The 25,569-nt window shown below is 62.3% G+C and carries 16 protein-coding genes; 7 read left to right on the top strand and 9 right to left on the bottom strand.

Annotated features, from left to right (window positions below; translation table 11 throughout):
* Positions 1–6: 6 nt before the first annotated feature.
* Positions 7–1,512 carry an Asp-tRNA(Asn)/Glu-tRNA(Gln) amidotransferase subunit GatB gene (gatB, locus tag B133_RS0110265; RefSeq protein ID WP_018600858.1) on the top strand — a complete coding sequence of 502 codons (1,506 nt, stop codon included), beginning with the start codon at positions 7–9 and terminating at the stop codon, positions 1,510–1,512.
* A 60-nt stretch (positions 1,513–1,572) separates the two neighbouring features.
* Here gatB and B133_RS0110260 read toward each other — a convergent pair whose 3' ends face one another.
* Positions 1,573–2,694, bottom strand: coding sequence for a PQQ-dependent sugar dehydrogenase (locus B133_RS0110260; protein WP_198290991.1), 1,122 nt, complete (start codon positions 2,692–2,694; stop codon positions 1,573–1,575).
* Positions 2,695–2,840: 146 nt separating this feature from the next.
* Between B133_RS0110260 and B133_RS0110255 the strand changes: the two genes are divergently transcribed.
* A complete protein-coding gene (locus B133_RS0110255) occupies positions 2,841–3,692 on the top strand; it encodes a DoxX family protein (protein WP_026256241.1) in 852 nt (283 codons plus the stop codon).
* A 3-nt stretch (positions 3,693–3,695) separates the two neighbouring features.
* Here the strand turns inward: B133_RS0110255 and B133_RS0110250 are convergent, their stop codons facing one another.
* Complete coding sequence (locus B133_RS0110250) at positions 3,696–4,094, bottom strand: PH domain-containing protein (RefSeq protein ID WP_085974182.1); 399 nt, start codon at positions 4,092–4,094, stop codon at positions 3,696–3,698.
* Positions 4,095–4,390: 296 nt separating this feature from the next.
* Between B133_RS0110250 and B133_RS0110245 the strand changes: the two genes are divergently transcribed.
* The 3 genes from B133_RS0110245 to ilvC are packed head-to-tail and all read left to right on the top strand — an operon-like array spanning position 4,391 to position 7,828.
* Positions 4,391–6,253, top strand: coding sequence for an acetolactate synthase large subunit (locus B133_RS0110245; protein ID WP_018600852.1), 1,863 nt, complete (start codon positions 4,391–4,393; stop codon positions 6,251–6,253).
* Positions 6,254–6,255: 2 nt separating this feature from the next.
* Positions 6,256–6,768 (top strand): acetolactate synthase small subunit, encoded by a 513-nt coding sequence (gene ilvN, locus B133_RS0110240; RefSeq protein WP_026256239.1) that lies wholly within the window; start codon positions 6,256–6,258, stop codon positions 6,766–6,768.
* A 58-nt stretch (positions 6,769–6,826) separates the two neighbouring features.
* A complete protein-coding gene (gene ilvC, locus B133_RS0110235; RefSeq protein WP_198291056.1) occupies positions 6,827–7,828 on the top strand; it encodes a ketol-acid reductoisomerase in 1,002 nt (333 codons plus the stop codon).
* 213 nt (positions 7,829–8,041) lie between these two features.
* Here the strand turns inward: ilvC and B133_RS0110230 are convergent, their stop codons facing one another.
* A complete protein-coding gene (locus B133_RS0110230) occupies positions 8,042–9,472 on the bottom strand; it encodes an NAD(P)/FAD-dependent oxidoreductase (protein ID WP_018600846.1) in 1,431 nt (476 codons plus the stop codon).
* A 59-nt stretch (positions 9,473–9,531) separates the two neighbouring features.
* Here B133_RS0110230 and serA point away from each other — a divergent pair, with 59 nt between their 5' ends.
* Positions 9,532–11,118: a phosphoglycerate dehydrogenase gene (gene serA, locus B133_RS0110225; RefSeq protein WP_018600844.1), complete on the top strand. Its 1,587-nt coding sequence runs from the start codon at positions 9,532–9,534 to the stop codon at positions 11,116–11,118.
* The gene (locus B133_RS0110220) at positions 11,115–12,125 is read left to right on the top strand and encodes a 3-isopropylmalate dehydrogenase (protein WP_018600843.1); all 1,011 of its coding nucleotides are present in this window, start codon (positions 11,115–11,117) and stop codon (positions 12,123–12,125) included. Before serA ends, B133_RS0110220 begins: the two co-directional genes overlap by 4 nt.
* Positions 12,126–12,706: 581 nt before the next feature.
* On the opposite strand, the gene brxL is transcribed toward B133_RS0110220, so the two are convergent.
* Genes brxL through B133_RS0110185 form a run of 6 tightly spaced genes read right to left on the bottom strand, consistent with a single transcriptional unit; the run spans position 12,707 to position 25,462 of the window.
* Entirely contained in the window at positions 12,707–14,818 is a 2,112-nt protein-coding gene (gene brxL / locus B133_RS0110210; protein ID WP_018600841.1) for a BREX system Lon protease-like protein BrxL, read from the bottom strand.
* 12 nt (positions 14,819–14,830) lie between these two features.
* On the bottom strand, positions 14,831–17,323 hold the full coding sequence (gene pglZ, locus B133_RS0110205) for a BREX-1 system phosphatase PglZ type A (protein ID WP_018600840.1): 2,493 nt from the start codon (positions 17,321–17,323) through the stop codon (positions 14,831–14,833).
* Positions 17,320–20,793 (bottom strand): BREX-1 system adenine-specific DNA-methyltransferase PglX, encoded by a 3,474-nt coding sequence (pglX, locus tag B133_RS0110200; protein ID WP_026256238.1) that lies wholly within the window; start codon positions 20,791–20,793, stop codon positions 17,320–17,322. The genes pglZ and pglX overlap by 4 nt, the downstream gene beginning before the upstream one ends.
* Positions 20,793–24,251, bottom strand: a complete 3,459-nt coding sequence (brxC, locus tag B133_RS0110195) for a BREX system P-loop protein BrxC (protein WP_018600838.1) — start codon at positions 24,249–24,251, stop codon at positions 20,793–20,795. The genes pglX and brxC overlap by 1 nt, the downstream gene beginning before the upstream one ends.
* Positions 24,252–24,255: 4 nt before the next feature.
* Positions 24,256–24,855, bottom strand: a complete 600-nt coding sequence (locus tag B133_RS0110190; RefSeq protein WP_018600837.1) for a DUF1788 domain-containing protein — start codon at positions 24,853–24,855, stop codon at positions 24,256–24,258.
* Complete coding sequence (locus B133_RS0110185) at positions 24,842–25,462, bottom strand: DUF1819 family protein (RefSeq protein ID WP_018600836.1); 621 nt, start codon at positions 25,460–25,462, stop codon at positions 24,842–24,844. Before B133_RS0110185 ends, B133_RS0110190 begins: the two co-directional genes overlap by 14 nt.
* Positions 25,463–25,569: the final 107 nt, after the last annotated feature.

The following is a 25,569-nucleotide window of genomic DNA, read 5'->3' as shown; positions in this document are numbered from 1 at the left end:
GTGTCCATGTCTGTTGCCGCGGAACTTCTTGACTACGACGACGTGCTCGCCGCCTATGAGCCCGTGATGGGTATGGAGGTGCACGTCGAACTCTCCACGGCGACCAAGATGTTCTGTGGCTGCGCCAACCGCTTCGGTGCCGAGCCCAACACCCAGGTGTGCCCTGCGTGCCTCGGCCTGCCGGGGTCCCTGCCGGTACTCAACGAGGCCGCGGTGGAGTCGGCGATCCGCGTCGGGCTCGCGTTGAACTGCCAGATTGCACCGTGGGGCCGGTTCGCCCGCAAGAACTACTTCTATCCCGATCAGCCGAAGAACTACCAGATCTCGCAGTATGACGAGCCGATCGCGGTCAACGGCTATCTCGACGTTCCGCTCGACGACGGCAGCACCTTCCGGGTGGAGATCGAACGCGCGCACATGGAGGAGGACACCGGCAAGCTGACCCACCTGGGCAGTGACACCGGACGGATCGCCGGGGCCACGACATCGCTGGCCGACTACAACCGTGCCGGGGTTCCGCTGATCGAGATCGTCACGAGACCGATCGAGGGAACCGGTGAACGCGCGCCGGAGATCGCGCGCGCCTACGTCACCGCGCTGCGGGACCTGTTGCGCGCCCTGGACGTCTCCGACGTGCGGATGGATCAGGGGTCGATGCGCTGCGACTCGAACGTGTCGCTGAAGCTTAAGGGCGCACCGGAGTTCGGCACCCGGACCGAGACCAAGAACGTCAACTCGCTCAAGAGTGTCGAGGTCGCGGTGCGCTACGAGATGCGTCGGCAGGCAGCCGTGCTGCAGGCGGGCGGGACCGTGACGCAGGAGACCCGCCACTTCCACGAGGACGGTTACACCACCGCGGGCCGCAGCAAGGAGACCGCGCAGGACTATCGCTACTTCCCTGAGCCCGACCTCGAACCCGTCGCTCCGAGCGCCGAGTTGGTGGACCGGCTGCGGACCACCATACCCGAGCTCCCGTGGTTGGCGCGCAAGCGAATTCAGCAAGAGTGGGGTATCTCCGACGAGGTGATGCGCGATCTGGTCAATGCCGGCGCCGTCGAACTCGTCGCCGCTACTGTCGCGCACGGCGCGTCCAGCGAGGGTGCGCGTGCATGGTGGGGCAACTTCCTGGTGCAGAAGGCCAATGAAACCGGGGTGGCCGTGTCCGACTTGCCGATCACCCCGGCGCAGGTTGCGGCGGTGTTGAAGCTGGTCGACGACGGAAAGTTGTCCACCAAGCTGGCCCGTCAGGTGGTCGAGGGTGTGCTGGCAGGCGAGGGCGAACCCGAACAGGTGATGAACGATCGCGGTTTGGCGCTGGTCCGTGACGATTCGCTGATCCAGGCCGCCGTCGACGAGGCGTTGGCGGCCAATCCCGGTATCGCGGAGAAGATCCGCGGTGGCAAGGTTCAGGCCGCGGGTGCGGTCGTGGGTGCGGTGATGAAGGCGACCAAGGGTTCGGCCGACGCTGCCCGCGTGCGGGAATTGGTGCTGGCGGCCTGCGGCCAGGGATAGGCGGTCAGCCCGCCCCGGCGAATGAGACCGCGGCGGGACAGCATCGAAAAGCGTTGGGTATCAGGTCTTGTCGGCGTTGCTGCGGGGGAAGCCACCGCCCTGTGGGAACAGTGGGAAGACGACGTCGTCGAGTTTCTCGGCGTCGCCCGCGGTCCGGTTAACCGTCGCGCCCCACACGTTGCCGTCGGGTGAGAGCTGCAGTGCCCAGGCGTGGCCGCGGGTGTTGTCCCGAAGCACCTCGGGCTCCCCGGTGACCGCGCCGGTGTCCTTGGCCAGCCGCACCGCGACGGTCTGCTTGGTGTTAACCAGGTTGACCAGCACGGTGCCGTCGAGTGCTGCGCATCCGGCCACCCCCGGCTTGTCCGGCCAGGTCCACACCGTCGACACCTTGGAGTCTTTGGTGATGCGCTGCAGCCGATCGGCGGTCGGGGTGCGGTCGGTGACGTACAGCGACCCGTCGGCGGGATCGACGCACATTCCGCCGCCGGCGCCCAAGCCGCTCAGCGCTGTGGTCACCGGGGCCTGGTTGACCGTCGTGGGCTGTTCGATGCGCAGCACCTTGCCCGCGAGCGAAGCCGGGTCGGCCGCCGCGGCCGGGTCACCCGCGTCGCCGGTCTGTACCAGCAGGGTGGTGGGACTGGTGAAGATCAGCGACCCCGTGTTGCCGGTCGCGCCTTTGGGGATTCCGGTCAGGATCGGCTTGGGCGGGTCGGTGTTGGCGATGCGCACGACGCGGTTGTCGGTCGGCGTGCTGATATAGGCGTACATCAGCCGGTCCTGGGAGTACGTGGGCGACAGGACGATATCGAGCAGGCCGCCGTCCCCGGTCGGGTCGACGGGGATGACCAGCTTGACCTTCGGTTCGGCCTTGGTGGACACCTCTTTGACGGCGCCGGTGAGGCGTTCCGCGACGAGCGCCGACTGGCTGTCGGGACCCATGATCAACCCGCTGGTGGTGTCGAGGCAGCCTTGCATCACCCCGGGTGCAGGACATGCCTTGGGAAATGGTTTGGCGGGCAGCGGCGGTGGGGGTGGGGGCGACGATGACGGCGGCGGGCCCATCTGAGGTTCGGTGGTGAACGGCTCCGACTGGGCCGCGTTGAACCGGGCACATCCCGAGCCGGCCAACATCACGGCACACACAACGGCGGCCACCACCGATATCCGCCGACGCGATTCCATGCCGCCAGGTTACGGATCGTGGCTGAGTGCATGCCACGCTGGGCAACGGTGTCCGGTGCCGTGACGGTGCTTCAGGGGCTAATACCAGGCGGAAGCGCCGGGGTAAATACCCGGTTCCGGCTTGACTTGCACTTACCCTGGGCTGCGTGACCAGTCACTCGCAGGACCCACTCGCTTGGCAGAGACCAGATAGTTCGGGCACCGGCGACTCCGCCAGACCTGCCACGGCGAGCCTGGTCGACCCCGAAGACGATTTGCCGTCGGAGTCGTACGGTGGTGATTTCGAAACCACCGCCATCCCGCGGTACGACTCCGCCAAGTCGGATGACCAGCCAGTTTTCCCGTTCATGGGCGAGCCGGAGCCGCTGCCCTACGTGCAGCCGGGCCCCCCGCAACCCCTCGGGTCGTACGGTGCCGAACCCGCCGAGATCGAACGCGACGGTCTGCTCGATGACCGGATCAAAACAGCTGGTCGACGCGGCACCCAGGATCTGGGCCTGCTGATCCTGCGCGTGGCCGTGGGCGGGCTGCTGATCATCCACGGCTTGCAGAAGGCATTCGGCTGGTGGGGCGGTCCCGGCCTCGACGGGTTCAAGACCTCGCTGGTCCAGGCGGGCTTCCAGCATGCCGACATCGTCACCTACGCGGCGACCGCCGGCGAGCTGGCCATCGGTGTACTACTGGTTCTCGGCCTGTTCACCCCGGTGGCGGCCGCCGGCGCACTGGCCTACCTGATCAACGGCGTGCTGGTCGATGTCATGGCCGCGCATGACGATGCCCGCCTGTCGTCCTTCCTCACCGACGGTCACGAATACCGGCTGATCCCGGTTGTCGTTGCGGCCGCGCTGGTTCTGACCGGTCCGGGGCGGTACGGCTTCGACGCCGGACGCGGCTGGGCCAGGCGCCCGTTCGTCGGCTCGTTCGTGGCGCTTTTGGTGGGCATCGGCGTCGGAATCGGTTTGTGGGTGCTGCTCAACGGCGGAAACCCGCTGCGCTGAGCATTACGCGTACGGGTTGGGTACCCGTCCGCCGCTCACCTCGGTCAGCAGGGGCAGAGTCGCGAACGTGACAGCGGGGAGGCGCAGATCCGATCCGTCGTGCAGGTGAGCGACGGCCCACGACGACCGGTCGAAACGCAGGCCGTCGATCTCCGACCACGCCACCTTGCGGCTGCCGAGCAGCGAGCGGGCGGTCACCGTGTCGTGATCGGCGATGGTCCGGTATCGGATGATCGCGTAGGACAACCCGATCGGCAGGATCAGTAGCGGCGTGGCCCACGTGGGATTGGTGAACACCAACGTCAGCAGTCCGAGCGCAAAGAATCCGACCGCGATGTGCGCCATCGGCGACATTCGGACGACGACCGGTTTTGTTGCGGATCGAGAACTCACGTCATCCATCCTTACACTGGGCGGCGTCGGGTTCGGCCCGGTGTCCCGGCCGGTCGCCGCGGGCTCGCCGCAATTTGACCTTCGACCAGTACGGCAGCTACCGTCAATGGTTATGCAGATCCCGGGGTTGCTCGTAGTACTTGGTTGGCGCGTTGATGCCGCGCTGGCCCTCTGCCGGGCATAGCCACAGCATCGACGCGCCACCCTCGTACAGCAGCCTGCTGACGGGGGTTTTTTGTTGCCCCCAGCGCGCCAGACATCATTGACAATCGAGATTTCCGCGAAGAGAACGTGAAGAGGAAACCGTGAGCGCACCGACAACGCGACCGCCGGAACACTCGGCCACCCCGGCCAACGGCGCGTCAACCGCCGCAAACTCCACCCAGTCGCAGTCGAAAAGGGTTGCGCCGCACCAGCTGACCGGCGCTCAGGCGGTCATCCGTTCGCTGGAGGAGATCGGCGTCGACGTCATCTTCGGCATCCCCGGCGGCGCGGTGCTGCCCGTCTACGATCCGCTGTTCGACTCGCAGAGGCTGCGCCATGTGCTGGTCCGCCATGAACAAGGTGCCGGCCACGCCGCGAGCGGGTACGCGCACGCCACCGGCAAGGTCGGTGTGATGATGGCCACCTCGGGTCCGGGGGCAACCAATCTGGTGACGCCGCTGGCGGACGCTCAGATGGATTCGATTCCGGTGGTGGCGATCACCGGTCAGGTCGGCCGTAGCCTGATCGGCACCGATGCCTTCCAGGAAGCTGACATCTGCGGTATCACGATGCCGATCACCAAGCACAACTTCCTGGTGCGCAACGGCGACGACATTCCCAAGGTCATCGCCGAGGCCTTCCATATCGCAGCAAGCGGACGGCCCGGAGCGGTTCTCGTCGATATCCCCAAGGACGTTCTGCAGGGCCAGTGCACGTTCAGCTGGCCGCCGCGCGTCGACCTACCCGGTTACAAGCCGAACACCAAGCCGCACAACCGTCAGATCCGCGAGGCCGCCAAGCTCATCTCGGAGGCCAGCAAGCCGGTGCTCTACGTCGGCGGCGGCGTCATCCGCGGTGACGCCAGCGAGCAGTTGCTGGAACTGGCCGAGCTGACCGGCATTCCGGTGGTGACCACGCTGATGGCCCGCGGCGCGTTCCCGGACAGCCACCCTCAGCACATGGGTATGCCCGGCATGCACGGCACCGTCGCGGCGGTCGCGGCGCTGCAGCGCAGCGATCTGCTGATCGCGCTGGGCACCCGCTTCGACGACCGGGTGACCGGTCAGCTGTCCTCGTTCGCGCCCGAGGCGAAGGTCATCCACGCCGACATCGACCCGGCCGAGATCGGTAAGAACCGGAACCCCGACGTCCCGATCGTGGGCGACATCAAAGCCGTCATCACCGAGCTGACCGAGGCGCTGCACAAGATCGGCACCAGTGCGGCGACGCTCAAACTGGACAGTTGGTGGCAGTACCTGTCTGGCATCAAGTCCACCTACCCGCTGAGCTACGGGCCGCAGAGTGACGGCAGCCTGAGCCCCGAGTACGTGATCGAGACACTGGGCAAGCTGGCCGGCCCGGATGCCGTGTACGTCGCCGGCGTGGGTCAGCACCAGATGTGGGCCGCGCAGTTCGTCAAGTACGAGAACCCGCGCACTTGGATCAACTCAGGTGGTCTCGGAACGATGGGCTACGCCGTACCTGCGGCGATGGGTGCGAAGTTCGCCCGTCCGGAGGCCGAGGTGTGGGCGATCGACGGTGACGGCTGCTTCCAGATGACCAACCAGGAGTTGGCCACCTGTGCGTTGGAGGGTGCACCGATCAAGGTTGCGCTGATCAACAACGGCAACCTCGGCATGGTGCGGCAGTGGCAGACGCTGTTCTACGACGAGCGTTACAGCCAGACCAACCTGGCCACGCATTCTCATCGGATCCCGGATTTCGTGAAGCTGGCCGAGGCCCTGGGCTGCGTCGGATTGCGTTGTGAGCGTGCTGAAGACGTCGAGGACGTCATCCGCCAGGCTCAGGCCATCAACGACCGACCGGTGGTGATCGACTTCATCGTCGGCGCCGACGCGCAGGTGTGGCCGATGGTCGCCGCAGGCACCAGCAACGACGAGATCATGGCGGCCCGGAACATTCGGCCGTTGTTCGACGACGAAGACGGCGAGGGGCATGCCTGATGATGAGTAGCGGAATGCCGACACATACGCTGTCGGTGCTCGTCGAGGACAAGCCGGGCGTGCTGGCGCGCGTGGCATCGCTGTTCTCCCGCCGTGGCTACAACATCCAATCGCTTGCGGTCGGTGCTACCGAGCAGAAGGACATGTCTCGGATGACCATCGTGGTCAGCGTCGACGAGTCTCCGTTGGAGCAGATCACCAAGCAGCTCAACAAGCTGATCAACGTGATCAAGATCGTCGAGCAGGACGAGGACAACGCGGTGGCCCGCGAGTTGGCCCTGATCAAGGTGCGGGCCGATGCCGCCACCCGCAGCCAGGTGATCGAAGCGGTGAACCTGTTCCGCGCCAAGGTTGTCGACGTTTCGACCGAGTCGTTGACAGTTGAGGCCACCGGTACGCCGGAGAAGTTGGAAGCCCTCCTGCGCGTCCTGGAGCCGTACGGTATCCGGGAGCTCGCGCAGTCCGGTGTGGTGTCGGTGTCACGCGGTCCGCGCGGCATCGGGACCGCAAAGTAGCGTCAAGATCAAAGCGGTAGAGCTAGAAAGAGAAGGAACTCAACTTATGGCAGTCGAGATGTTCTACGACGATGATGCCGATCTGTCGATCATTCAAGGTCGCAAGGTCGGTGTGATCGGCTACGGCAGCCAGGGCCACGCGCACTCGTTGTCGCTGCGTGACTCGGGTGTGCAGGTCAAGGTCGGCCTCAAGGAGGGCTCGAAGTCCCGCGAGAAGGTCGCAGAGCAGGGCCTTGAGGTCGACACTCCGGCCGAGGTGGCCAAGTGGGCCGATGTCATCATGGTGCTGGCGCCCGACACCGCGCAGGCCGAGATCTTCCGCAACGACATCGAGCCGAACCTCGAAGACGGCAATGCGCTGTTCTTCGGCCACGGCCTCAACATCCACTTCGGCCTGATCAAGCCGCCGGCCAATGTGACCGTCGGCATGGTCGCCCCCAAGGGGCCGGGCCACCTGGTGCGTCGCCAGTTCGTCGACGGCAAGGGCGTGCCCTGCCTGATCGCCATCGACCAGGACCCCAAGGGTGAGGGTCAGGCGCTTGCGCTGTCGTACGCGGCTGCCATCGGTGGCGCCCGTGCCGGCGTCATCAAGACCACGTTCAAGGAAGAGACCGAGACCGACCTGTTCGGTGAGCAGGCCGTGCTGTGCGGCGGCACCGAGGAACTGGTCAAGACCGGTTTCGAGGTCATGGTCGAGGCCGGCTATGCCCCGGAGATGGCCTACTTCGAGGTGCTGCACGAGCTCAAGCTCATCGTCGACCTGATGTACGAGGGCGGCATCGCGCGGATGAACTACTCGGTGTCCGACACGGCGGAGTTCGGTGGCTACCTGTCGGGTCCGCGTGTCATCGACGCCGACACCAAGGAGCGGATGAAGGCAATCCTGAAGGACATTCAGGACGGCACCTTCGTCAAGCGCCTGGTCGCCAACGTCGAGGGCGGCAACAAGGAACTCGAGGGACTGCGCAAGCAGAACGCCGAGCACCCGATCGAGGTCACCGGAAAGAAGCTGCGCGACCTGATGAGTTGGGTCGACCGGCCGATCACCGAGACCGCTTAATTTTTTCACCGCGAGCGTGCGTGTCTGCTGCCCGGCACTCCGTGATCGGGCAGCATGACACGCACGCTCGCCAGGTCTTGTGGGTTTACTCAAACGTTTTGCGCGACCCTGCAATTCGCTCAGTGCACTCTCGATCACCGTGATCGTGCGCAAAGTGCGGCCCGCAAGCGGCGCGCCGGGCAGCAGACCCGCACGCTCGCGGTACGGGGTTGGTTACGGTAGGGCCAGCTGAGGCAGCGTGGTGATACCGAATTCGCGTTTCAGCACGGTGCGGGCGGCGTAGTAGCCGGACATGCCGTGCACCCCGCCGTTCGGCGGAGCCGCCGCCGAACAGAGATAGGCCTTGGGGATCGGGGTGCTCCAGGGAACCAGTCGCAGCGTGGGCCCGGCGAGTGCGCGCCAGGCGCTGTTACCGCCGCCGGTGATGTCCCCGCCGGTGAGGTTGGCGTTGTGCTCGGCCAGCCGCGACGCGGGGACGCTGCGGGCTGCCACCACGATGTCGCGGAACCCGGGCGCGAAACGCTCCATGATCTCGATGACTGCGCCGGTCTGGTCGATGGGCGAGTTCCGCGGTACGTGCACGTAGCTCCAGAACGGTCGACGACCTTGTGCATCAATCCGTTTCGGGTCGGCAACGTGCGGCGACGCAGCCAGCACCATGGGCCAATCGGCGTGCCGGCCACGGGCGATGTCACGTTCCGCCCGTGCCATCTGTGTGCGGTCACCACCCAGGTGGAAGGTGACGGCGTGGGCCAGCCGGACATCGCGCCAGGGGATTTCGCCGGACAACACGAAGTCGACCTTGGCCACTCCGGGATTTGGGCGCAGCCGACGCAACGCCGCGGCGTACCGCGACGGCAGCCGATCGCCGTAGATGTTCAACAACGCCTTGGCCGGGGTGTCGTAGAGCACCACGCCATCGGGCGGTTCCGTGACCGGTTCGCCGAGCACCAATTCGCCGCCGTGAGTTAGGAAATCGGCGATCAACGCGTCGGCGATGGCCTGACTGCCTCCGGTCGGTACCGGCCATCCGACCGAGTGCGCCAGCACTGCCAGCATCATGCCCAGCCCCGAGGACGTCATCGACGGCATTTGCGAAACCGCGTGTGCGGCTACGCCACTGAACAGAGCCTGAGCGTCCTCACCGCGTAGCAGCCCCCACGCCGGGCTGCCCTGCGTCAGCGTCCGCAGCACGAGCCTGGCCGAGGTCAACAGATCGGGCGGCAAGGATCTCTTGTCGCCCAGCACGAACGCGGCCGCCGCCTGGCTGTGGTCCACCATCGGTCCCAGCAGCCATCGCCATGACGCCCCGTCGCTCAGCTCGGCGCAGGTGCGGTCGAGGTCGCGGTAGGCCAGTGCCGCCGGCTGCCCGGGCAGCGGATTGGCGTACGAGATTTCCGGCACGTTCAAATCGATGCGATCCGTCAGCCCGAATTCCGTGAAGAACGGCGACGCGTACGCCAACGGATGCACTGCCGAGCACACATCGTGGTGGACGCCGGGGTATTCGGGGTCGGCTGTGGTGCGCGTGCCGCCGCCCGCTGTCGGCTGGCCCTCGATCACCCGAACCGACAGGCCGGCGCGTGCACAGATGACGGCCGCGGCCAGACCATTGGGGCCGCTCCCGACCACGGTGACGTCCACGCCATCAGTAGACCGCACGCGGTGCGGGTGTGGTAGGCCGCACACACTAGGCTGTCCGCGTGAGTCTTCCCGTTGTACTGATCGCTGACAAGCTCGCCGAATCCACCGTCGCCGCTCTCGGCGACCAAGTTGAGGTCCGTTGGGTCGATGGACCGGACCGCGAGAAACTCCTGGCTGCGGTGCCCGAGGCCGACGCCCTGCTGGTCCGTTCGGCCACCACCGTCGACGCGGAGGTGCTCGCCGCCGCGCCCAAGCTGAAGATCGTCGCCCGCGCCGGTGTCGGCCTGGACAACGTCGACGTCGACGCTGCCACCGCTCGCGGTGTCCTGGTCGTCAACGCTCCTACCTCGAACATCCACAGCGCCGCCGAGCATGCGCTCGCGCTGCTGCTGTCGGCGGCTCGGCAGATCCCTGCCGCCGACGCGACCCTGCGCGAGCACGCCTGGAAGCGCTCGTCGTTCTCCGGCACCGAGATCTTCGGCAAGACCGTGGGTGTTGTCGGCCTGGGCCGCATCGGTCAGCTGGTTGCCCAGCGCCTGGCGGCGTTCGGCGCCCACATCGTGGCCTACGACCCCTACGTGTCGCAGGCCCGTGCGGCCCAGCTCGGCATCGAGCTGGTGACCCTCGACGAGCTGCTCGGCCGCGCCGAGTTCATCTCGATTCACCTGCCCAAGACGAAGGAGACTGCCGGCCTGATCGGCAAGGAGAACCTCGCCAAGACCAAGCCGGGCGTGATCATCGTCAACGCTGCACGCGGCGGCCTGATCGATGAGCAGGCGCTGGCCGATGCGATCACCAGTGGCCACGTGCGGGCCGCCGGTCTCGACGTGTTCGCCACCGAGCCATGCACCGACAGCCCGCTGTTCGAGCTGCCGCAGGTCGTTGTCACCCCGCACCTGGGTGCTTCAACCGAGGAAGCCCAGGACCGGGCCGGCACCGATGTCGCGGCCAGTGTGAAGCTGGCGCTCGCCGGAGAGTTCGTGCCGGACGCGGTCAACGTCGGTGGCGGTGCAGTCGGTGAAGAAGTAGCTCCATGGCTGGATTTGGTGCGCAAGCTGGGCCTGTTGGTCGGTGCCCTGTCCGATGCGCCGCCGGTGTCGCTCAGCGTTCAGGTCCGTGGCGAACTGGCCTCCGAAGACGTTGAGATCCTGAAGCTTTCGGCGCTGCGCGGATTGTTCTCGGCGGTGGTCGACGAGCAGGTGACGTTCGTCAACGCACCCGCGCTGGCCGCCGACCGCGGTGTGGTGGCCGAGATCAGTACGGCCACCGAGAGCCCCAACCACCGCAGCGTCGTCGACGTCCGCGCGGTCCACGCCGACGGTTCGTCGCTCAACGTGGCGGGCACGTTGTCGGGGCCTCAAGAGGTGGAGAAGATCGTTCAGATCAACGGTCGCAACTTCGACCTGCGTGCCGAGGGCTACAACCTCATCGTGAACTACACCGATCAGCCGGGCGCGCTCGGCAAGATCGGCACGTTGCTCGGCAGTGCCAACGTCAACATCGTCGCCGCCCAACTGAGCCAGGACACCACTGGTAACCACGCCACCGTGATGCTGCGTCTGGATCAAGACGTCCCCGACGATGTGCGCGCCGCGATCGTCTCGGCGGTCGGCGCCACCACGCTGGAAGTGGTTGATCTGTCGTGAAACTAGCGATCATCGCCGGCGACGGCATTGGTCCGGAGGTCATTGCGGAGGCAGTCAAGGTCCTCGACACGGTTCTGCCCGGTGTGGAGAAGACCGAGTACGACCTGGGCGCACGGCGCTACCACGCGACGGGCGAACTGCTCACCGAGGACACCATCGAGGAGCTGCGCGGCTACGACGCCATCCTGCTCGGCGCCATCGGTGACCCGTCGGTGCCCAGCGGGGTGCTGGAACGCGGCCTATTGCTGAAACTGCGTTTTGCACTCGACCACCATGTCAACCTGCGGCCGGGACGACTGTATCCCGGTGTCAGCAGTCCGCTTTCGGGCGTGTCTGGTATTGATTTCGTCGTGGTCCGTGAGGGCACCGAGGGGCCCTATACCGGTAACGGTGGTGCGCTGCGCGTCGGTACACCGCACGAGGTGGCTACCGAGGTCAGCGTCAACACGGCATACGGTGTGGAGCGGGTTGTGCGTGACGCGTTTGCTCGGGCTCAGGCGCGGCGCAAGCATCTGACGCTGGTGCACAAGACAAATGTGCTGGCCTTCGCCGGCGGCCTGTGGTCGCGCGTGGTCGCTGAGGTGGGACGGGAATTCCCAGACGTCGAGATTGCCTACCAGCACATCGATGCGGCCACCATTCATATGGTCACCGACCCGGGCCGGTTCGATGTCATCGTCACCGACAACCTGTTCGGCGACATCATCACCGACCTGGCCGCCGCGGTCTGTGGCGGTATCGGATTGGCGGCCAGCGGCAACATCGATGCGACGCGGACTAATCCGTCCATGTTCGAGCCTGTGCACGGCAGTGCGCCCGATATCGCCGGTCAGGGCATCGCCGATCCGACCGCTGCGGTGATGAGCGTGGCGCTGCTACTGGCCCATGTCGGCGAAACCGATGCGGCCGCACGGGTGGACAAGGCCGTGTCTGAACATCTGGCCACCCGCGGCGACACCAAGCTGTCCACCAGCGAGGTCGGCGAGCGGATCCTGTCGCTGCTGTAGTTGTTGCGGCGCTCCGCGGCCTAGCCGCAGAGGTGCCTGCATATCCTGACGGCCCCGGAAGACGTAGCCGGGGCTGGCTCAGGCCTGGTGTCATTACCAGGTCAGGAGAGTGAAGCCGACGTTGCAGGACACATCATCATCGTTGGGCGGCTGGATGTCTGCGTCATCTTGTGCTTCTCGTGGCGCATCATCCGGCCACGCGTCGGCACCACTGGGGACGAGTCGTAAGTGACCACGCACTCGTTCGGCGCATTGGCCGCTGGTCCGATCAGTATCATCTTCGACACCTTTGTGTGGCATGCCGATCTCCTTCGATTGCGTCTGTAGGTCACCTTCTCGCGTTTGGCCAGGGATGCCATGAGTAGCCGACTACTCAATTACGCGTGTGGTCTGTCGAGGATGGTCGAGTGACACGCCCTAACTTCACTGCGTTGAGCTAACTGAGTGGCACTGGAGACCCGAGTGAGCCGGATCGGGTTGTCAGGCGCGGCGCCTGAAGGAGGTTATCAGTATCCGCGACATCGATGACGATGTCTACGCGGGGTGGTCCACCATACCTTGCGTCGGAGTTCGGCTTCAGCTCACTCGTCGTTCCCGACGTCTTGCCGGATGTAGGTTACCCCGAATGCCTTGACCTGCCGATACTTCTGAATGTTAGCTGCAAGGTCGAACGCGTCGTTGGGCACGAACTGAAAGATGTCCAGACCGCGCCCGAGGTTGATCCGCCATCCTGAGTTAGCGACGATCCACCGGTCGTGGATTTTGGGATCGAACTTGACATCCAGGTTGATGCCGGCGACCACGGCTCCTTTCTTCACTCGCACCAATAACTCGATCTGCTTTTGGAGTCTGTCGGGGCCGTCTGTGGTTTCACCGGTCACGACTGTGACGTTGAGTTCATCAGCGGGATCTTTGACCGTTGCGAGGGCTTCGACCAATTCCATCAGATTCCGGGCCTGGTGAAATTGCCGAATGTAGGGGTCGACGATGGTGATCTCGGTGGCGCCGCGCAGGTATGGGATCAACAGATCGGCAAACGAAATCCCGCGTTGGTTCTCGTGGAAGTCTTGATGTCCCTCGAAAAGGCGTGGGGGCGCGGCCGGTGGTGAAGTCGGTTGCTGGCGTCGGTCCTCTTCCGAAACCACGTCCTCCACCTCAGATTCGGCTGCTGCGGCGTCTTCGGATTGCTGCCGATGGTAGTGGGACGGGTACTCGTCTTCTTCGAGTGTCGTGACAGCATGCCATTCGCCGGCTCTATCGAGGTAGCCGAACTTCACGTCCGCCATAGTGGTGTCGATGCGCAGGATCTGGTCTTTGACGCGCTTGCGGCCCTCGATGGCGAAGCGCAGGATTTCCTCGACCTCCTCCTTGGTGGCTTTCCCATGCGGGTACAGGATTTTCATCAGGCCAGAGATGGTCTTGTGGATGCCGTCGCGGTCACGCGTGGATATGTCCGAGCCGAGCGTGAAGTGCTGCTGGTAGCGATCCGAGTAGTCCGCGTCACGCATGGATTTCAGGATCTCGGCGATGTAATCCACGACGAATCCGTAGCCATCGGAGAACATCTCGCCGCGGATGGTGTCGACCTCCCACCCGGGGATGTAGAAGTGTAGGCGGTCGAGGTAGGCGGAATCGTGATAGCTCTCGGGCAGTTCGTCGAACAGGTCCGAATGCTTGAGCATGTAGGGCACGTTGTGAGAGGTGTTGCCGACGAAGACCATCGACGCCTCTGCCCCAAGGGTTTCGACGCCGCGGGAGAACGATTTGTTGGCCATGTAGTTCTTCATGATGTCGACGAGCGCATTGTCGGTGCGCTTCTTCTTCCCGGCGAACTCGTCGAACGCGACAACATCCCAATAGCCGACCAGGCCTATACGGCCGTTGGCGTTGTTGACGAAGAGCTTCGCGACGGTGACTTCTCCGCCGGAGATCAGCATGCCGTGCGGCGAGAATTCCGAGAAGATATGCGACTTGCCGGTGCCCTTGGGGCCGAGTTCGATCAGGTTGTAATTGCGTTCGACAAAGGGGATGAGCCGCACGAGTTGGATGAGCTTGGCACGGCGGCCGAACATCTCGGGGTTGAACCCGATCGACTGGATCAGCAGGTCGATCCACTCTTCGGTGCTGAACTCTGTGCGCGCCGCGATGTAGCTCTCAAAGTCGAAGTTGGACAGCTGAATCGGCTTGATCGACCCGAGAATCCACGGAACTACCTTGGCGTTGTCGCTGTGGAAGTACTCGATGTCGCAGATGCACCACACCCCGCCGACCAGGAGCTTCGGGTGCGCGGTGATGATGGCGGGCTCGACCAGGACCTGTTTGATCCCGAGGTTGGCGAAGGTGGCCTCGTAGACATCGTCTTTGTCGTTGAGCGTGACGGCCACCTTGTCGATGATCTTGTATCGGCCGCGTTGCTTGATGGTCGACTTCACGAGCTCGGATTCGTTGCGGTGCACGTAATGGTCGGCGAGGATTTGTCGGACCGCGTCGATGCCGGCCTGGATGGTGGCCTCGTCGTCTGATGCGGCGTACTGGCCGAGCAGGTACTCCAGCACGTAGGAGGGCACGATCGCATTGCCCTTGACGGCCTTGACGAGATCCTTGCGGACCACGACGCCGGCGAAGTGCTCGTTGATCTTGCGATCGAGTGCCGATGCGGTCGTTGGCACTTGTTCGGCGAGGTCCTCACTCATCCCTGCTCTCCCTTAGAAATCGAAGTCCGAGGCGAAGGACCGCTTGAGCGTGTACGTCGTCTTGCGGTAGGTGCGCCACTGGCTGGTGTTGGGAATCTGCTCTTCGAGTCGGAACTCCACCTCGCGGTTGTGGTAGGCGTCGGCATCGGCGCTCAGCAACATCCGGGCGTTCTGGTCGCGGTCGCGCTTATCGGTCGACTGCTGGTCGAACGTCATCTTGATTTGGTTGGAGATCAGGGCTTCCCCGACGTACAGGCCCGCACGGAGGGTGCGGGGCTGGACCTTGTCGCTGACGGATTCGGCCTGGCGCAGTCGAACGACGACCTGGCCCGTGGTGATCTTGTCGGACTCCGGCCGGATCTCGACATCGACCTGTCGGGTATCACTCTTGCGTTTCTTAGTCACGGTGAGAACCGGCACGACGATTTCTTGCAACGCCGCGCCGCCGTGCACGTAGCGCGAGCCCCCGCCTGCCAGCCGGAGCCGGTGGATCGACTTGGGGACTTGCGCTTCCAGGTCGCCGTCGAGTCCCAGCTGCGCGGAGGTGAACATCGTGAACGCTGGGTCGGTCTTCAATCCATGCCCTAGGACGTAGCGTTTGTTGGTGGCCTTGATGTCGTCGCCTTCCGGCTTTGTGGAGAGGAAGAACGCGTCGGCCAGGTCATGATTTTGGAACAGAAATCCGTGATCGGCGGTGACGAAGATGTTCGTAGCGTTGGCACTGGCCGCCTTCTTCACCAGATCGACGATGTCGCGCAGCGTAGCCGCTACGGCCTCGAAGACTTGCCGTTCAGTACTCAGCTTGTCACCGGTGGCATCGATACGATCGTGGTAGATAAACAGCACCCGATTGTTCCGGAACAATTCGCGGCGCTCGTCTCCGCTGCGCCCCTTGTAGTCCTCCGCCCCGATCGCCGAACCACCTACCGTGGTAAGGACTTTCCCACGTAACGCCGTGCTGTTCGTGGGCTGACCATCGACCAGGGCCGTACTGAGGTCGGCGGAATACGTCAGAGTCCGGTGCGGAAGCAGGGCCGCCATCCCCAGTTTGGTGTGACTCGGCAGCACACCCAGTACGGCGTCCAGGGAGGCGTCGAACCGGTCCTCCTGCCGGATACGGGTACGCAGTTCGTCGGCGACTTCGTAACGTAGGGCGTCGGAGATGATGACGACGGCCTTCTTGTTGTCGCGCAGGATGGGGCCGACGTAGTTCGTGTAGAACGACGTTTGCGGTTGCAAGGCCGAGGAACTCCAGGAATCCACGCTGTCCACCTGCTGCTGCCATGCGCTGCCCAACTCGTAGACAAAGGTGTTGACGTAGCGCTTCTCAACCTGCTCGCGCAGAGGTTCCAGCGACTGCTGATGTTCAGCGGCTCGATAGGCGAAGACGAACTGGCGGTACAGCTGATCGATCCGGAACCATTCGCGGCAGTACCGCTCCAGCCCGTTGTCGAACGACGACATAGTGAAATCGACCGTGGTGAGTTTGGTCAGCAGTTCCGACGCGCTGGCGATAGCGGTGTAGCGCTGCTTGTAATCGTCGATCCACACGGTGTTTTGGCGTGCACGCACGATCTCGGCGACGTCGTGGGCGGTGATGGTTTGTTCAGCCACCGCGCGGGCGAGGTCGCTTGTGATCTTCAGATCGGTCTCCTCAAAGATGTCGACATCGACAAGGTCTCGAAAGTTGGTGTCCTCGATGGAGGATGCGTAATTCCGATTGCGGGCTGTGCGTTTGGCCAGTGCGGTGAGAGCTTTCTGGCTGCGACGGTCGTTGCGCAGGCTTGCGAAGTCAAGCTGGATATTGCGCAAGCCGCCCGGTCTATCGGACTCAAACCCCTCCATTGCTTGCCGGAAGATCCAGAGCACCAAGTCGTAGACGCTTGGTGACGCGGACTCGTAGCCGTAGATCGACGCGGCGCCCCGCCAGTAGAACTCGTCGAGCCCGAACTCGACAAGTGCGTCATACTTGGCTCGCTGATCTTCGGCATTCTCGATCAACAGCGTACGAGTGATCTCCAAGAAAGAGTTCTCGCGCTGCCCGAGCACCACCGCCGACATCTTCGCGCAAAGGTCTGTCGCGTCATCGTCGGGGCTCAACAGGACCGTGAGGCTCTGAATTCGTTTGGTGGCGTTGAAGAACTTCTCGTGATCGCGGACCGCATCGTTGATTCCCTCGGCAGTCAGCCCGAGGTCCTGCGCGACCAAGGACGCGCGGTTCGCGGTGAAGGTGCCGTAGGCCAATTCCAGGTCCAGCAGCCAGTTCCCGATCCCCGTGGGGCATGGGCCGGACCTATAGACGAGGAATTTGGCTGTCGGCTCCACGTGCAATAGCCGGTGTTTGATCCCGTATTCATCGTTGGTGACCCGGATCGTCTGCACGTCGGGCAGGTTCAGGGTCTCCAGGTCGTCGGTGTACTGGCCGTCCGGATCATGCCAGAAGACGATTCGGTGGTTTTCGAAGCGGCGCTTCAGATGGGGGAGAACTGCGGCTACTGAACTCATTCGGCGGCTTCCAGGCCCGGGATCTTCTTCAGTGCCGCACCGAACTTCGGGTAGTTGGCCTTCACGCCGTCGTCGAGATCGATTTTGATCTGCTGTGATGCCAAGGGGTAGAGCACGTCGTGCTCATACTCGCCCAGCTCTAGCAGCACCTTGCGGAGTCGGTCGGCTTCCTTCTGCGCTTTGGCCTGTTCCCGTGCGGTCCCGCCGCCGGTCGCTACGCGCTCCTGATTCTCCATGCTGGCCTTGAGTTTGGCCTTGTACTCGCGCAGGTACTCATTGAGCACGGTCGACACCGTCGACGGCGTGTATCGGTGCATGTAGATGAGCGCGTTGAATGAGCCCTTGGGGCTGGAGAATAGCCAATAGATCGGGCGCTTCTTGTAGCGCTGGACATGGTCCTTGTAGAAGGACTTTACGAAGTAGTCACGAATGTCCTTGAACCCCAGGGACTCGGTGACAAAACGCAGGTTCTCCTCGAAGTGTTCTTCGCCGAAAGCGGCCCGGAGGAACTGGCGGAACCGCGCGACGATGTCGTCCTCGAACCAGTCACCGTCGATGATGGGGAGGACGTTGTCGGTGTCAGGGGTGAAGGTCGGGTTCGGTACCTTGGCGAGGTAGTCCTGCAGCGTCGCGCCTTGGTCGGCGAGGATCAGGCCCGGTTCGTCGAGGCTGTATCGGCCGAACATGCAGCCGACTGCGTAGGAGATAAGATCCACTGTGTCATTCATGGGGGATGCACGGATCAGAGTGGTCTCGTATGGAATCACAGACTCGCTCACAATTCCCTGAAGCCCAAACTCATCGATCCAAATTCGATTGTTGCTGACCTCAAGTTTCTTTAACTTTTCTTCTACGGCCTTGCGGTCGCTTGCCCACTGGGACCATACGCGCTTAAGAGCCGGTGGTCGATCGCAATGCGGCGTAAGTGGAGATGTCTTGAATGTCCATGCGATCTCCCGCTTGGACCAGTCTTCCTTGGAAATAGTGACGCAATCTGCGACGGTTTGATTCAAAGATCCGTCATCAACGATCCTTAAGGGAAGGTTGGCAAGGTTGCCAGCTTGGAAATGCAATGTAGGATTCATCGCCATGAGCATCTCGTAGGCAACCGTTGAGCAAAGGAACCCTAATGCTGACGGGAGTGTTGCGGCGCTTCCGTAGCAAGCAGATCCGCTATTATCGCAAAGAAAACCCTTAGGCAAATACCGTGCTCCGAAACTAGTCGAACTCACATCCGACCAAGTCACGCCATCTCTGAAATAGAAATTTTGGTTTCTTAAGTTGCTTCTAAGTCGCCCGGAATCATCGGTAAATGATCGAATTTTCTGTCCATTGTTCTCCCAGTCAACAACCAGGTCAAAATTTCCATACCATTTCCTAAACCCGCCGCCCTTATTGTAAGGGAACCACCGGCGCTTCGATGCGACTGCATCGGTGCTGGAGCTAATGTCGAACGCTATCGAAGAGTGGCTGACCTCCCACCATCTACGGAGGAATGTAGCGTTATCGCCGGTATCGTTTCCTTTCTTAGGGCTGAAGTCGCTACCGAATGTCTTAGTAGTGACAAAAGCTTTGCGTAATTCCGGGTGTATCCAGTACGCGATCGGTTCGCCAGGAATGAGTGCTAATTGCGAACTGCTTAGTTCATAGACTCTAAACGGCTGATGGTGACGTGCTTCCAACAGAGCCGATCGCTTCTGCAGTTCATTGCGCGCCTCAATAAGCCGAATAAATATTCCCGGTTTATCTATATCGCGACCGACGTCAAGAACGAAGGCAGTGGTCGATACGACCTCTCCTCCAATCGAGTCAAATGCACCGGTGCCCATATGGGCCATCGTGACAATTGGGGCACGCTTCACGATCTGAGATCGAAATTTTTCAAAAGTACTTAGAAACATCCAGCTTTGCATGGTAATCATAGCGACCATTCCATGCGTTGTCGCCAATTGCATGCAGCGCTCGATAAACATCGAGAAGACATCATTCTTGCTTGTTGAATACTTAGACTTCGCCCAAGAAGCCAGCGTCGCGTCCATGTTTCGGTTGCTCATATAGGGAGGATTAGCTATAGCAACGGCATATCGAGACGATAGGTACTTGGCCTGGGTAAGGACGAGCTTGGCCCTGTCGATTAGGTCGCGTTTCAGCATGTCGCCGTCGTCATCGAGTGAAGCAAAATGATGTGCAAGTCGTGCGGTCAGATTCCGATCTGATCGGATGAGCGACCCGAAGATGTCGGCGTGCTGGAACTGATTCCAGAATGAAATCTCTTCATCCTGGTCGCCATCCGATGTCAACAAGAAGTCGAGTTCCTGTGGCGCGAATCGGATTGGCTCCAGCACACAGATATTCGGCATGATCTTCTTGCTGAAGAACGTCCGCTGCTGCTTGCGCCCCTTCATCGTCAACGCAAACGCCGCTAATGCGCCCGCGCGTCGATCGATCTCGACGCCAAAGAGATTCTTCTCAAGGATCAGCCCCGGGATCTCAGATGGCGAGTACCCCTCTTCCTCATAGATCGCATATAGCAGGTCGAAGGCATAGGTGAGCATGTGACCGGACCCGCAGGCCGGGTCGATGACCGTAAGTTCTTCGGGGCCGGTGATCTTCAGGAAGTCGGTCTCTTCGTCGACCGGGGCGATGTAGTACTCCATCTGATCGACGAGACGTGAATTCGGGCGATTGAGCATCCAGAGCCGCCCGAGAGAGTTCTCCACCAGATACCGCACGATCCAATGCGGAGTGAAAAGCTGTGTCGCCGCGGGAATCTCCGCTGCGCCAGCTTTCTTACCCTTCTTGAAGCCGGCGAACACCTCGTCTTTGCGTTCGGAGATGTAGAACTGGTACAGCCAGCCGATTGCCTCGACGTCCTTGCAGACTTCCACGGTCATCACCTTGACCGCGCGGTTCAGCACTGACTCATCGGCCAGCAGGTTGGCCGGCATGAGCAGTTCGGTGAAGTCGCCTTCGCGCTCGAACATGAAGGGCATAGCGCGGTTCCAGAAACGGCAGTACTCAGTGAGTAGCAGCGCGTATGCCTCACCTTGCGGGTCCGAACTGCGGCGGGTCCCATTGAGCAGTGCCGAGACGGTGTCGCGGACTTTCGGACTGACTACTTCGGAGTCGAGGTTTCCGGCTTTGGCGTCAGCGAGGATTTCCGGCTGTCCCACCTCTATACCGGCCTGCGGTGAGACGACGCCGATACCGGTGTAGCCATTGGCATCCATGAACCGCAGCGCGATGATCCGGTTGAACCAGGTGTAAGCAACCTGCTCTGCGACCGCCGCGCGGCCGGTATCTCCGTTGCCAGCATCCTTGACGGTATTCTCCAAGGCAGCGATAGCTCTGGGTTGCTCAATACGTTCTCGTGAAGCGGGACCGAGGACCGCGGCGATGCGCCCGGTCACTTCATTGATAAGAGCTGTCCGTGCCCATGGTGCAAAGGATTTCAGTGCCGAGGTGTCCATCAGAGCGCGATCCGCTTTTCGTCGCTCAAGGTTCGGACGAGGGCAGCGCGAAGAGCCGCGAGGTACTTGTCGACGTCAGCATCGGTTTCGAGAAAGCCAGAGACTCCCGGAACGGAAACGGTCTTGATCGACACCGTCCGCTTAGTCGGCGAAGCGCCACCGCCCCGTGGGGACGTCGCTAAAAGGTCGATCAGTTCGGGGTAGACGTTGTCCTCAAAGCCACTACCGATTTGCAGCAAGACGGCGATCTGACCTTCGGTGTCGATCCGCGCGAGCGTCTGATCGACTGCTTGGACCACGCTCTGCTGCGCGGCGTCGGTCGCCTTCTCGTAGTAGGCACTGGCAAGAAGCTCGGATTTGCGCTCTTCGACCGCAGAGGCGACGGTCGCGCGGTCTTGCGCGACAGCGTCACCGATCAGCGTTCGTAAGGCGTCGGTAGCCTGCTTGAGCTGAACCATCCGGTTGCCCCGGAATGCGTTCGGGTCAGCCAGTCCGGCTCGGACTCCGTCATCACTGCCGCCCGGCAGGTAACTCAGGTTGCCGGCGTCGGCAGCGAGCAGTTTTACGGCGTCGTCGTAGATCTCGTGCTGTGCACCGTTGAGGAACGATTCGATCGGGTCGAGGACGTCCTGTTTGGCGTCGAGCAGATCGTCGCCAAGGCTGAAATCGGCGAGGTACCAATCGTTACCTTTGCCTGTCGCCTGTTCGAGCAGGCCGATTGGGCCGTTGAGTTGTTCGATGAACGGGTAGCTGGAAACGACGACCGTGCGCTTGAGTTCATCGAGCTTGGACTTGAGCTTGTCGGCCCCGTAGCGGGCCAACTCCTGGGCGTCTTTGGGCGCACTGCCGTCGTCGAAGAACTCCGTGCAGAACTTGCGGAACGCGGCAACCTTGCGGTCGTCGAACGACTTCTGCTGGGCAACAACAACATGCGCATGCTTCTGCGTGTTGCGGAGCGCCGCGGCTACTTCGCTGCGCTTGAGCACGTTCCCGTCCACCGTCAGGGTGATTTTCGACGCGCCGACCAGGTAGCCGAGCACGACCTCGATCGAGCCGAGGTCCCAGCCGTATGGCTTGGCCTGGAAGGCATCGATAATCGTCTTGACCGTGACCTGTTCGCCCTGGCCAACTTTGCGTTGGACCAGGGCCAGCACATCGGCGCCGGGCATCGCAAGTCGGGTCAGCTCATCGGTGGAAAAGAGTTCGTCGCCGGGGTTCGCCGCGCCAGCCACTTGTTTCTCGCTGTACGTGACACCACCGAGCAGCTTGAGCTGGGTGTAGGTGCGACTCACCAGATCCTGGAAACCGTCGGTCACCCGGCCGACCGGATCCGATGCGCCAGAGGCCACGTCCGTCGCGTGAATGATGAGGGTCGATTGCCCGACGGCGCGGCGAATGCGTTCTATCAGTTCCTTTTCTCGCGCGTCGTTCTGGGTGGCCTTGGTTTGCAGAATCTGGCGTTCGATTGCCGACAGCGTGGTGGTCTGCTTGCGTTTGGTGTATTTCTCGGTCTTGATGAGCAACCGGAGATCGGGTAGTACCCGCTCATCGGGTTCAAGGACGACGCGCAGTTCATCCTTTCCGGCGCTGTGCATCCGGATCTCATCCGGGGTGTACGGATACTCCGGCGTGATGAAGTGGACCGACAGCTCCCGCTGCTGACCGTAGGGCTGGTCATCGAGTCGGAAACCGAACGCAAAATCCTGGCCATTCTTCGCATACCGCAACTTGGTGGTCTTGATGACATCACCGGACAGGATCTTGAACAGCCGGCTGCCAACCTCCGAGGCGTCGATGTCGACGTTCTTGATCTCCTCCTCGATAACCTGCTCTTCATTCGTCAGGTACTCGTAGACGTCGCCGTTGCGCTGGATATAGGTCTGCCTCTCCAGTTCGGTCAGTCCCGCTTTGACCATGTCCGACAACGCAGGGAGGTCGAGGCCGAAGCGGTCGTAGACCAACACAGTGAGATTGCGTGCCGTGGCCTGGAAGCCTTCGATGTACTTGACGAGGAAGAGCGCCTTGAGCAGTCGGACGGCCAATGGATCGTCCAGATTACGTTCAGCAACATCGATGGAGCGCTGGGCGGCGGACTTCAACGAGGCTCGGACACCGGCGAACATGCGGTCGAAAGTCGCGATATTGCCGACTTCGAGATCGCCAATGTCCTTGGCGACCTGCTGGACGACACCAAGCATCGACCGCTCACCGACCGAGCTGTTACGTCCCTCGAAGACGTTGTGATCAGAGATGCCTTCGATGGCTGCCTGAAACAGCGGGAACTGGTAGCTGACAAACGGATACGTTCCGACGAAATGCTCTTCGTCGGTGAAGTTGCGGTAGGACTTGCCGCCGTCCACAAAGTCGAACAGCGTCTTGAAGTTGGCCGATTCCTTGGCGTAGATCGCTGCGAGTGCGGCGGTGCCGGATTGGTTTTTCTCCAGCAGGCGCTTGCGGATGACCTCTTCGACATCCGCGCTGGTGAGCTTCACGCGGGTGGCGAAACGGGCCTGGATCTTGGAGAAATCGTTGCCTTGCTGCTTGGTGCGGTCGCCGACCACCTTGTCCATGTCCTCTTGGGAGGTCACGAACACCCAGGCCCGTCCCTGGCATTTGGTGTTGAGGCTTTCGGCGATGGTTTGTAGGTTCAGCATCAAGTGCGTGTTTGACCCGATGAACTGGCCGACCTCATCGACGAAGAAATTGAGCCGAAAACCCTTGTCCTGATTGTCTAACCAAGCCGTGACCTCATCGGCGAAATCCTCGATGGACACCGCGTATGAGGCGCTGTACTGCTTGATGATGCCCTCGGTCGCACTACCGTCGACCTCGCTGAACGCGGCGTCGATTTCCGCGGCCTCCAGCGCGCTCTGCTCCCGTCCCTGCGACCACGGGATACCCGCGATGCGTTCGAAGGCCGTCCTGAAAGCGTCGTACTGACCTCGACTGTCGAGGTCGCGCTCAAACCGCGCGACATGGCCCTGATTGCCGTAGTAGCCGCGGGATTCGTCAAAAACTTTGACGAACACCTTCAGCAGGGCATCGGTCTGATCCTTGGTGATCAGCGTCGCCTTCTGGTCGATGTTGAACAGCAGGCTCTTCGCCGGAATACCCTCGGACTTGGTCAGCAACGCGGGCAGAAACTTGTCGGTTGCCTTGGCGCGGAAACTATTGACGACGGCCGCGCGGTCGAAGTCCTGGCCTTCCACATCGCCGAGGAGGTGGGCGAGCATCTTCAACAGGTGCGATTTACCCGACCCGAAGAAACCAGAGATCCACACCCCGTTGGCGTTGGTGTAGTTGCTATATGCCTCTAGGAGCAGTTCAACCCCCTTGGCGGCCTCGTTGGTGAGGACGTACTCGTCGACCTCGATACCGAGGTGCGCGACATCGTCAGCCTTGATGACCCCCTCGATGGGGCGCGCTACATCCTTCGCGAAGATCTCGTTGAGCTGCATCGAATTACGCTTCCTGTTCCCGAATGTCCTTGGCGCGGTAGTACTGGTCGTCCTTGAGCTGCCCGAAGAGCACGAGGGTGGAGCCGAGCGTGTCGGACTGGTCGTAACGACCGGGGAAGAACATGAGCATCGGCTTGCCGGTGACCACGCTCTGCAGGTTGTTCAGCACGTTGTGTGAGCGGATGTAGGGAAAGACTTCGCCGATGCCGGTGAGGAAGAGGATGTCGAACGCGTCGTCCTCAATCTGGGCGCGGATGGCCGGCGCGATGTGCAACTGCGGGTCGAGCATGCCCTGTAGCAGGTCGCGGAAGTCGTCCTTGTCCTGCTCGGGCTCTACGGCCAGTACGCGTTCCCAAACCCCACGGCCTTTGAGGATCTCGACCGAAAGGTCGTAGAGGTTGATTTCCCGAACCGTGATGCCGCGCTGAGACAACCTGTTCTTGATCCGTTTCTTCGCGTCGGCAACAGCGAGCGCATCCTCGGGCGGGTACGGATAGATGAAGAAGGGAACCTCGTTGCTGAGGCCCTCCATCTGAAGGAAGCGCTTGCCGCTGAGCACCGCGAGCAGGTGCTCTTCTTGCTTGGCCAGGTCAACGTTGTTCATCGGTACCGCCTGCGATCGGGAAGAAGCGGATATCGCTCGGTGTGCGGGCATTCAGTGCGTCATTGACCCGGGGCGACAGCGTCGCGTACTGGATACGTCCGCCCTCGTTCAGCAGTCCGGCTTCGACGAGCATGCGGAACACGGTCGAGCGCAGCTTGCGCACCGTGGAGTCCGTGAGGTCGGCGATCTCGTCGTGCCACACAGCTTTACTGCGGATGAAGTTGTCGAAGTCGGCGTGGTCGAGCGTCGGTGTCAGAAGCAGGAAGCGTTCGCGTAGTACCTCTTCGGCGAATTCACCGATCAGCTCGTAGCGCCGGCACGCTGCTGCCCACAGCAGGTGGGCACGTTCGGACGACGTCGCTTCAACGAGAAGCTCGAGCTCATCCGCTGTGAGGACAGCGAGGCGTTGAGTGACCTCACGTGCGAGCCGATGCCCGGTGGACACCGTGCGGGCCCGCAGGAGGTTGTCGTCCTCGATGTGTCGACGGACCGTTGCCCAGTCGTACTCGCGGAGATAGAGGGGTGCGGCAACGAGGGCTTCGCGCATCAAGAGGGATCCGCTGGTGAACGAGAGCGCATAGCGCACGACGATGTGGCCGTCAGACATGTTGCTCGGCCACCCGATACGCCCCTTCTCGTGTCGGATGAGCCATCTATAAATGGTGATACCGACGTGTAGGCATCTTAAGCCATCTATAGATGGTCGACTGCAGA

This window comes from Mycobacterium sp. 155 (assembly GCF_000373905.1).
GTDB lineage: Bacteria > Actinomycetota > Actinomycetes > Mycobacteriales > Mycobacteriaceae > Mycobacterium.
Note: the sequence above shows the minus strand (reverse complement) of the source record. Positions and strands in the feature narration are given on the sequence as shown.